Below are 7670 nucleotides of genomic sequence, written 5' to 3'. Positions count from 1 at the left end.
GGGAACAGGGCGGACAGGGCGGGTGGTTCGGGCGGGGTCGAAGCGCGCCGGAGGGGCAGGAACAGGGCGGACAGGGCGGGTGGTTCGGGCGGGATCGATGCGCGCCCGAGGGGCGGGAACAGGGCGGACACCTCGCCCCAGCGGAGTCGAGACGCCACGAGCCGTCGGTCAGGTGCACGGCACGGCGCTCAGACCGCGCGAACGGCGGGAGAGACCCCGAAGGGTCTGGCTTCGACGGCGCCGGGGCGGTGACGGGCCGACCGGTCGGAACGGGCCGCACGCGTCGTCGGCTCGGTGAGTGGAAGAGAGATTCTCGCCCGTCGCTGTGTCGACGGAGGGAGCGGAAAGGCCGGCTCTCGGCCCCCGCCCCGCTCAGCGGATCGGCCAGGCCCCGTCGACGGGAGGGGCCGTGGCATCCAGCCGTCCGGTCTTGACGAAGTACTCGGTGAGGCTCGCCGCCTGCGCTCGCGCCCACGCGATCTGACGCGTGTGCAGTTCGTCGAGGGTGGGCGGCAGCCACGGGCCGAACCGCTCGGCCAGCGCGAGGGCCAGGCGACCCGCCGCGACCGCATCGGCGCAGGCCTCGTGCGCGGATTCGAGGGGGACGGCGTAGTGTTCGGCGACGACCGACAGCGTGCGCTTGCCGCGCCGGTACCGGTCGAACGTCTTGTCGACGACGAGCGGATCGATCACGGGCGAGGGCGCGTGGATCGGGGTGATCCCGTGCCGGACAGCCTCGTTCTTGAGCATCGAGAAATCGAACGGCGCGTTGTAGGCGACCACCGGGATGCCGGCGGCGAACAACGCCGTCAGCGCCTCGACCACCTCGGCGACCACGCGCGGCGCGGGCGTCCCCTCGGCGCGGGCGCGTTCGGTGGTGATGCCGTGGATCGCCGCCGCCCCCGCCGGGATCGCGACCCCGGGATCGGCCAGCCAGTCGCGTGCGTCGACGACGTGCCCGTCGACATCGAGCACCCCCACGTGCGCCGAGACGATGCGATCGTTCTCGACGTCGACCCCGGTCGTCTCGAGATCGAACACGCCGACGAGGCGCGCCCACTCGGGCGTCTGGAAGAGGGGGAGCGGCTCGGCCTGCCACGTGGTCATGGGCCCACGGTAGGGCGCAGCTCCGACATCGCCGTCGAGGCGCGCAGGACAGCGGGGTGGGATGCCGCGGGCGGGCGGGGACGCGACGCTCCCGGACGCAACCGTCCCACCGCCCGGCGGGGCAGGGCGCGGCTCGACGCGCGAACCCCCGCCCGGAGGCGATGTCGGCGACCCCTCGTAGACTCGACGGGTGCCGAACCCCTACGCTCCGCTGCTGGCCGCGATCCCCGTCGTCCGGCGCGAGGCGCGCGTGCTCGGCGACACGACGGCGTACTGGGTGTACGGCGACGACGACGCCGGAACCACGATCGTCGCCGTGCACGGTTTCCGCGGCGAGCACCACGGTCTCGATCCGGTCGTGGCGCACCTTCGCGGCATCCGGGTCATCTCCCCCGACCTGCCCGGGTTCGGCGAGACGGCACCGCTCGCGGACCGCGCGCACAATCTCGACACGTACGCCGCGTGGTTGCGTGCCTTCGTCGAGCAGGTCGCTCCGGGCGCGGTCGTCCTCGGCCACTCGTTCGGCTCGATCGTCTCGGCCGCGGCCGTGGCCGGTGGACTCGCGACGCCCCGGCTGATCCTGGTCAACCCGATCGGCGCTCCCGCCCTCGAGGGGCCCCGTGGCATCCTGACCCGCCTTGCGGTGTTCTACTACCTGGCCGGAGCCAAACTTCCGCGTCCCCTCGGCGAGCACCTGCTGCGCAACGGCCTCATCGTGCGCGTCATGAGCAACGCCATGGCGAAGACCCGCGACCCCGAGCTGCGCCGTTTCGTGCACGAACAGCACGACGAGTACTTCTCGCGCTTCGCCGACCGCGACGTGCTGCACGAGGCGTTCGTGACGAGCGTGTCGCACGACGTGCGCGAGTTCGCCCCCCGCATCACCCAGCCGACCCTGCTCATCGCGGCGCAGAAAGACGACATCACCCCGATCGAGGCCGAGCGTCACCTGGCGACGTTGTTCCCGGATGCCGAGCTGGTGGAGATCCCCGAGGTCGGACACCTCATCCACTACGAGACGCCGCAGGCCGCGGCATCCGCGATCCGAACGTTCCTGGCGGGGGAGTGAACCGTCGGCGTCCTGCACGTCAGGCCGGCATCTCGGCCTTGCGCTTCCGGTAGGCGTTGACGTTCATGCGATTCCCGCAGTTGCCCGAGTCGCAATACCGCTTCGAGCCGTTCTTCGAGAAATCGACGTAGACGCCGTCGCAGTCGTCGGCGTCGCACACGCGGATGCGCCCGTACTCGTCGGCGCGGATGACGTCGACGAAGGCCATCGCCGTCTCGACGAGCATGCGCTGCGCGAGATGGTCGGACGCCTCGGACGCGTGGATGTGCCAGTCGAACTCATCGTGACGCACCAGTTGCGGGAGCGCGCGTCCGTCGCGCAGCATCGCGTTGACGAGGGGCACCGCGTCGTCGCGATCGACGTTCCACAGCCGCTGGATGCGGGAGCGGATGCCGCGCACCGCGGCCAGCTCGCGATCGTCGCGCACCCGCGAACCGGTGTAGGCGTGCCGCTCGGCGAAGTCGTCGAGCTCGACCATCGTCATGAGGGTGTCCACCCCGCTCGCCTCGGTGTGGGGGAGGGTGTTGACCAGCTCCACCGTCGCGCGCAGCACCAGTTCGGTGTCACGGATGAAGACCATGTTGACTCCTGACATTCCCAGGTCGTACTGTCACGAGTGTAAACGTTCTTGACCCCTGACAGCAGGCCCGCATGACCACGTCGTCCGTCACCCTTCCCCGTCCCGTCCGCCACGGCTCCGGCGCCGTCACGGGACTCGTCATCGCCGTCGCCTCGGCCCTCGCGTTCTCGTCGAGCGGACCGTTCGTCAAGCCGCTGCTCGACGGTGGGTGGTCGCTGGGCGCCGTGCTGCTCGTGCGCATGGGGGTCGCCGCGCTGCTGCTCTCGCCGGCGCTGATCACGGCCGTTCGCCGTCAGCGCGGCTTCGTGCGCCGGCACGGGCTGCTGATCCTGGCGTTCGGGCTGACCGCGGTGGCCGGATGCCAGGTGTTCTACTTCGCCGCGATGCAGCGGATGCCGGTCGCCGTCGCCCTGCTCATCCAGTACATCGCTCCCGTGCTCATCGTCATCGCCGTGTGGGTGCGCACGCGTCGGGCGCCGTCGAAGGCCGTGCTGATCGGGTCGGTCGTCGCGATGGCCGGACTCGTGCTCGTCGTCGACATCAGCGGTGCGCGCTTCGATCTGCTCGGCACGCTGTTCGCCCTCTGCGCCGCGGTGTGCGCGGCCGCGTACTTCGTCATCGCCGGGCGCACCGGCGACGACCTGCCGCCCCTCGCCCTCGCCGCCGGCGGCCTGCTCGTCGGGACCGTGCTCATGGGCGCCCTCGTGGCCGTCGGGGTGCTGCCGTTCGCGGCCCCCTCGATCACGGTGTCGCTCGCGGGACTGGAGGTTCCGGGCATCCTGCCCCTGCTCTGGGTGGGTGCGGTCGCGACGACGCTCGGCTACGCGCTCGGGGTGATCGCGGTGCCGAGGATCGGCGCGAGACTGGCGTCGTTCGTGGGCCTGAGCGAAGTGCTGTTCGCGCTCGGATTCGCCTGGCTGCTGCTCGGCGAAGCGCCCGCGCCGATCCAGTTCGTGGGCGGCGCACTCATCCTCGCGGGGGTGGTGCTGGTGCGCCTGGATGCCGGGGGTCCGGTGGAGCCGAAGGTCGAGACGTCGAGCATCCCGGTGGTGCCGGCACCGTAGGCGGTGGGCCGAGTTCGTCTCGACGAGCTCGGAGAACATCGGGGCCGGTCCGGAAGACCCCGTCCGCGGGTCGCCCGGCGTCAGGCGTGCTCGCGCGCGAGACGCATGAGCGGATCGACGCGGTAGCCGATCACCTCGCCCATCACGAGGGAGGTCTCGGTGCGCTCGACGCCCTCGATCGCGAGGATGCGCGCATCGGTGTCGAACAGGTGCTGCGTATCGCGGCACGCCACGCGCACGAGCAGATCGACCTGCCCGCTCAGACCGTGCGCCTGCAGCACCTCGGGCACCTTGGCGAGCTCGTCGCGGATCGCGGGCAGCTCGGCCTGGCGAACCGTCACCTGCAGGAACGCCTCGATCGGGAACCCCAGCGCCTCGGCCGACAGCGTCCGCTCGAACGACAGGAACACCCCGCCGCGCTCGAGCCTGCTCATGCGCGCCTGGACGGTGTTGCGCGACAGGCCGAGCTTCTCGGCGAGCGCGACGACGGTGGCCCGCGGATCGGCGGACAGGGCGCGGAGGAGGTCGAGGTCGACCGCGTCGAGCTTGCTCATGCTGCGAAACATTAGCAGTGCGGCTCCCGCACGCAATGCGCACTGTGCTCAATATGACGGCGAGGTCTTGAGCGGGGTGCATTCCGCGCGTACGGTCGGCCACGTCGGCGCCGTTGCCGGCACCCGGACCGCCCGGGCTCTCACGAGGGGCCCCGGCCGCACCTGGAGGGATGACGATGACGTACACCCAGACCACGCCGGAGCAGAGGGCCGCCGACCGCGGACCCGCCGGCACCCGCGGCGACGTGGACGACGTCGTCCGCCTGCTCGACCTCGACGGCACGCGCCTGCCCGACGCCGAGCTCGACCCGTGGATCGCCGACCTGTCGCCCCACGAACTGCGCGCCCTGCACCGCGACATGGTCCTCACCCGTCGCGTCGACGCCGAGGGCGTCGCCCTGCAGCGCCAGGGACAGCTCGCCCTCTGGGCGCCCTGCCGCGGACAGGAGGCCGTCCAGGTCGGCACCGCCCACGCCCTCGCCCCGGGCGACTTCGTCTTCCCCAGCTACCGCGAGCACGGCGTGCTGCTCGGCCGCGGCGCGAAGCCCGCCGACTACGTCCTCGCGTGGCGCGGTGAGGAGCACTCCGCGTACGACCACACCACGATCAACGCCGCCCCTCCCCAGATCATCATCGGCGCGCAGTCCCTGCACGCCACCGGGTGGGCCATGGGCGCCCAGCGCGACGGCTCGACCGACGTCGCCGTCGCCTACTACGGCGACGGCGCGACCAGCCAGGGCGATGTCAACGAGGCGATGGTGTTCGCCTCGTCGTTCCGCGCCCCCGTGGTGTTCGTCTGCTCGAACAACCAGTGGGCGATCAGCGAACCCGTCACCGTGCAGGCGAAGTACCCGATCGCGGGCCGGGCGCCGGGGTTCGGCATCCCGAGCATGCGCATCGACGGCAACGACGCCCTCGCCTGCGTCGCCGCGATGCGCTGGGCCCTCGACCGCGCTCGCCGAGGGGAGGGACCGTCGTTCATCGAGGCGGTGACGTACCGCATGGGCCCGCACACCACGAGCGACGATCCCACGCGCTACCGCGACGCCGACGAGGTCGAGGCGTGGACGCGTCGCGACCCCATCGCCCGCCTGGAGGCGTACCTGCGCGCCGAGGGCGTGCTCGACGACTCGGGCCTGGACGAGGTCGCCCGCGCGGCCGACACGCTCGCGGCGGAGGTGCGCGCCGCGTGCATCGGCGCGACAACCCGCGACCCCGGGACCATGTTCGACCACGTCTACGCCGAGCCCCACGCGGCCCTCGCGCAGCAGAAGGCCGACTACCTCGACTACCTCGCCGGCTTCGATCAGGAGGGCGACCGATGAGCACGCTCACCCTGGGGTCGGCGATCAACGCCGCCCTCGCCCGCACCCTTCAGGACGACGACAAGGTCCTGCTCATGGGAGAGGACATCGGCAAGCTCGGCGGCGTCTTCCGCGTCACCGACGGCCTGCAGCAGCGCTTCGGCGCGCAGCGCGTGATCGACAGCCCCCTCGCCGAGGCCGGGATCGTCGGAACCGCGGTCGGACTCGCCCTGCGCGGGTACCGTCCCGTCGTCGAGATCCAGTTCGACGGCTTCGTCTACCCCGCCTTCGACCAGATCGTCTGCCAGGTCGCCAAACTGCACTACCGCAGCAATGGACGGATCCGGATGCCGCTGGTCATCCGCATCCCCTGGGCCGGCGGCGTGGGCGCCGCCGAGCACCACTCCGAGTCGCCCGAGGCGTACTTCGTGCACACGGCGGGCCTGCGCGTGGTCGCCGCCTCGAATCCGCAGGACGCCTACGTGATGCTGCGGCAGGCCGTGGCATCCGATGATCCCGTCATCTTCTTCGAGCCGAAGAGGCTGTATCACTCCAAGGGCGAGGTCGACCTGGACGCCGACCTGGCCGACGCCCCGCCGATGCACCTCGCCCGCGTGGTCCGCGAGGGCACCGACGCCACGATCGTCACCTATGGCGCCCAGGTGCGCACCGCGATGGACGCCGCGCTCGCCGCCGAGGACGAGGGCATCTCGCTCGAGGTGATCGACCTGCGCTCGCTGTCGCCGCTGGACATGAACACGGTCGCCGCCTCGGTGCGCAAGACCGGACGCGTCGTCGTCACCCACGAGGCCGCGCGCGAGGCGGGGGTCGGGGCGGAGCTGGTCGCCAGCATCACCGAGCAGTGCTTCCACCACCTCGAGACGCCGCCGCAACGCGTGACCGGGCACGACATCCCCTATCCGCCGTCGAAGCTCGAGAAGCACCACGTGCCCGACCTCGACCGCATCCTGCACGCCGTGGATCGCGTGCTCGAGCGCGAAGCGGGTTCGGAGGTGCGCTCGTGATCGCCGAATTCCGGCTCCCCGATCTGGGGGAGGGCCTGCCCGAGGCCGAGATCGTGCAGTGGCTGGTCGCGGAGGGCGACGACGTCACCCTCAATCAGACGATCGCCGAGGTCGAGACGGCCAAGGCGATCGTCGAGATCCCCTCGCCCTACGCGGGCACCGTGCAAGGCCTGCACGCCGCGGCGGGAGACGTCGTCGCGGTCGGGTCACCGCTGGTGTCGTTCGCGGTGGAGGGGGCGGATGCCGGGAGCCCGACGACGGGAGCCGGCTCAGCCGGTGCGGGGGTCGGGACCGGCGCGGCCGTCGAGACGGTCGCCGAAGCGCCGCTCGCGGCCCCCGCCGACGACATCGCCGCTCGCGCGACGCCGAACCTCGTCGGGTACGGAGCGGCCCCGGCATCCGGAGATCGTCCGAAGCGACGGAGTCGTGGGGGCGCGACCGTCGCGCTCGACGTCGACACCGCGGTGCGCGAGGCCGCGCCGCACGACATCGTGCGCACGGGTCCGATCGACCTGCCGGTCGAGCGTCCGCGCTCGACCCCGCCCGTCCGCAAGCTCGCCAAGGACCTCGGCGTCGACCTCGTGCTCGTGGCCGCCGCCCACCCGGGCGAGACCGTGACCCGCGCGCACGTCGAGGAGTTTGCCGCCCGCACCCCCGCGTCGGGCGGGGTCTCGGCATCCGCCGATCTTGCGTCCGCTCCGGCGTCGACGGTCCCCCCGGCCGCTCCCGATCCGCGCGTCACGCGGACGCCGATCCGCGGCGTGCGAAAGCACACGGCGGCGGCGATGGTGCAGAGCGCCTTCACCGCACCGCACGCGACGACGTTCCTCACGCTCGACGTGACGGCGACCACCGAGCTGCTCGCCTCGCTCAAGACCGACCGGGCCCTCGACGGGCATCGCATCGGGCTGCTCGCGATCGTCGCGAAGGCGGTGTGCCTCGCCCTGGGACGCACACCCGCGCTGAA

8 protein-coding genes are annotated in these 7670 nt (G+C 72.0%); 5 read left to right on the top strand and 3 right to left on the bottom strand.

The features are described 5' to 3' along the window. Nucleotides 1–372: 372 nt before the first annotated feature. The gene (locus QZ433_RS10590) at nt 373–1107 is read right to left on the bottom strand and encodes an exonuclease domain-containing protein (RefSeq protein WP_295783044.1); all 735 of its coding nucleotides are present in this window, start codon (nt 1105–1107) and stop codon (nt 373–375) included. A gap of 190 nt (nt 1108–1297) precedes the next feature. Here QZ433_RS10590 and QZ433_RS10585 point away from each other — a divergent pair, with 190 nt between their 5' ends. Further along, nucleotides 1298–2176 (top strand): alpha/beta hydrolase, encoded by an 879-nt coding sequence (locus tag QZ433_RS10585; protein ID WP_295783041.1) that lies wholly within the window; start codon nt 1298–1300, stop codon nt 2174–2176. Between the two features lie 19 nt (nt 2177–2195). On the opposite strand, the gene QZ433_RS10580 is transcribed toward QZ433_RS10585, so the two are convergent. After that, on the bottom strand, nt 2196–2756 hold the full coding sequence (locus QZ433_RS10580; protein WP_295783039.1) for a CGNR zinc finger domain-containing protein: 561 nt from the start codon (nt 2754–2756) through the stop codon (nt 2196–2198). A 71-nt stretch (nt 2757–2827) separates the two neighbouring features. On the opposite strand from QZ433_RS10580, the gene QZ433_RS10575 reads away from it, so the two are divergent. After that, nucleotides 2828–3820, top strand: coding sequence for a DMT family transporter (locus tag QZ433_RS10575; protein WP_295783037.1), 993 nt, complete (start codon nt 2828–2830; stop codon nt 3818–3820). Between the two features lie 80 nt (nt 3821–3900). On the opposite strand, the gene QZ433_RS10570 is transcribed toward QZ433_RS10575, so the two are convergent. After that, nucleotides 3901–4374, bottom strand: coding sequence for an Lrp/AsnC family transcriptional regulator (locus tag QZ433_RS10570; protein ID WP_108319574.1), 474 nt, complete (start codon nt 4372–4374; stop codon nt 3901–3903). Between the two features lie 176 nt (nt 4375–4550). On the opposite strand from QZ433_RS10570, the gene pdhA reads away from it, so the two are divergent. The 3 genes from pdhA to QZ433_RS10555 all read left to right on the top strand — a co-directional run. Then, a complete protein-coding gene (pdhA, locus tag QZ433_RS10565) occupies nt 4551–5699 on the top strand; it encodes a pyruvate dehydrogenase (acetyl-transferring) E1 component subunit alpha (protein ID WP_295783034.1) in 1149 nt (382 codons plus the stop codon). After that, the gene (locus tag QZ433_RS10560; RefSeq protein ID WP_295783032.1) at nt 5696–6703 is read left to right on the top strand and encodes an alpha-ketoacid dehydrogenase subunit beta; all 1008 of its coding nucleotides are present in this window, start codon (nt 5696–5698) and stop codon (nt 6701–6703) included. Before pdhA ends, QZ433_RS10560 begins: the two co-directional genes overlap by 4 nt. Beyond that, nucleotides 6700–7670: biotin/lipoyl-containing protein (locus tag QZ433_RS10555; RefSeq protein ID WP_295783029.1), on the top strand; the 971-nt coding region annotated here is incomplete at its 3' end. The genes QZ433_RS10560 and QZ433_RS10555, both read left to right, overlap by 4 nt.

Source organism: uncultured Microbacterium sp. (assembly GCF_913776565.1).
Classification (GTDB): domain Bacteria; phylum Actinomycetota; class Actinomycetes; order Actinomycetales; family Microbacteriaceae; genus Microbacterium.
The sequence above is the reverse complement of the archived record's forward strand: the minus strand, read 5'-3'. Positions and strand labels throughout refer to the sequence as shown.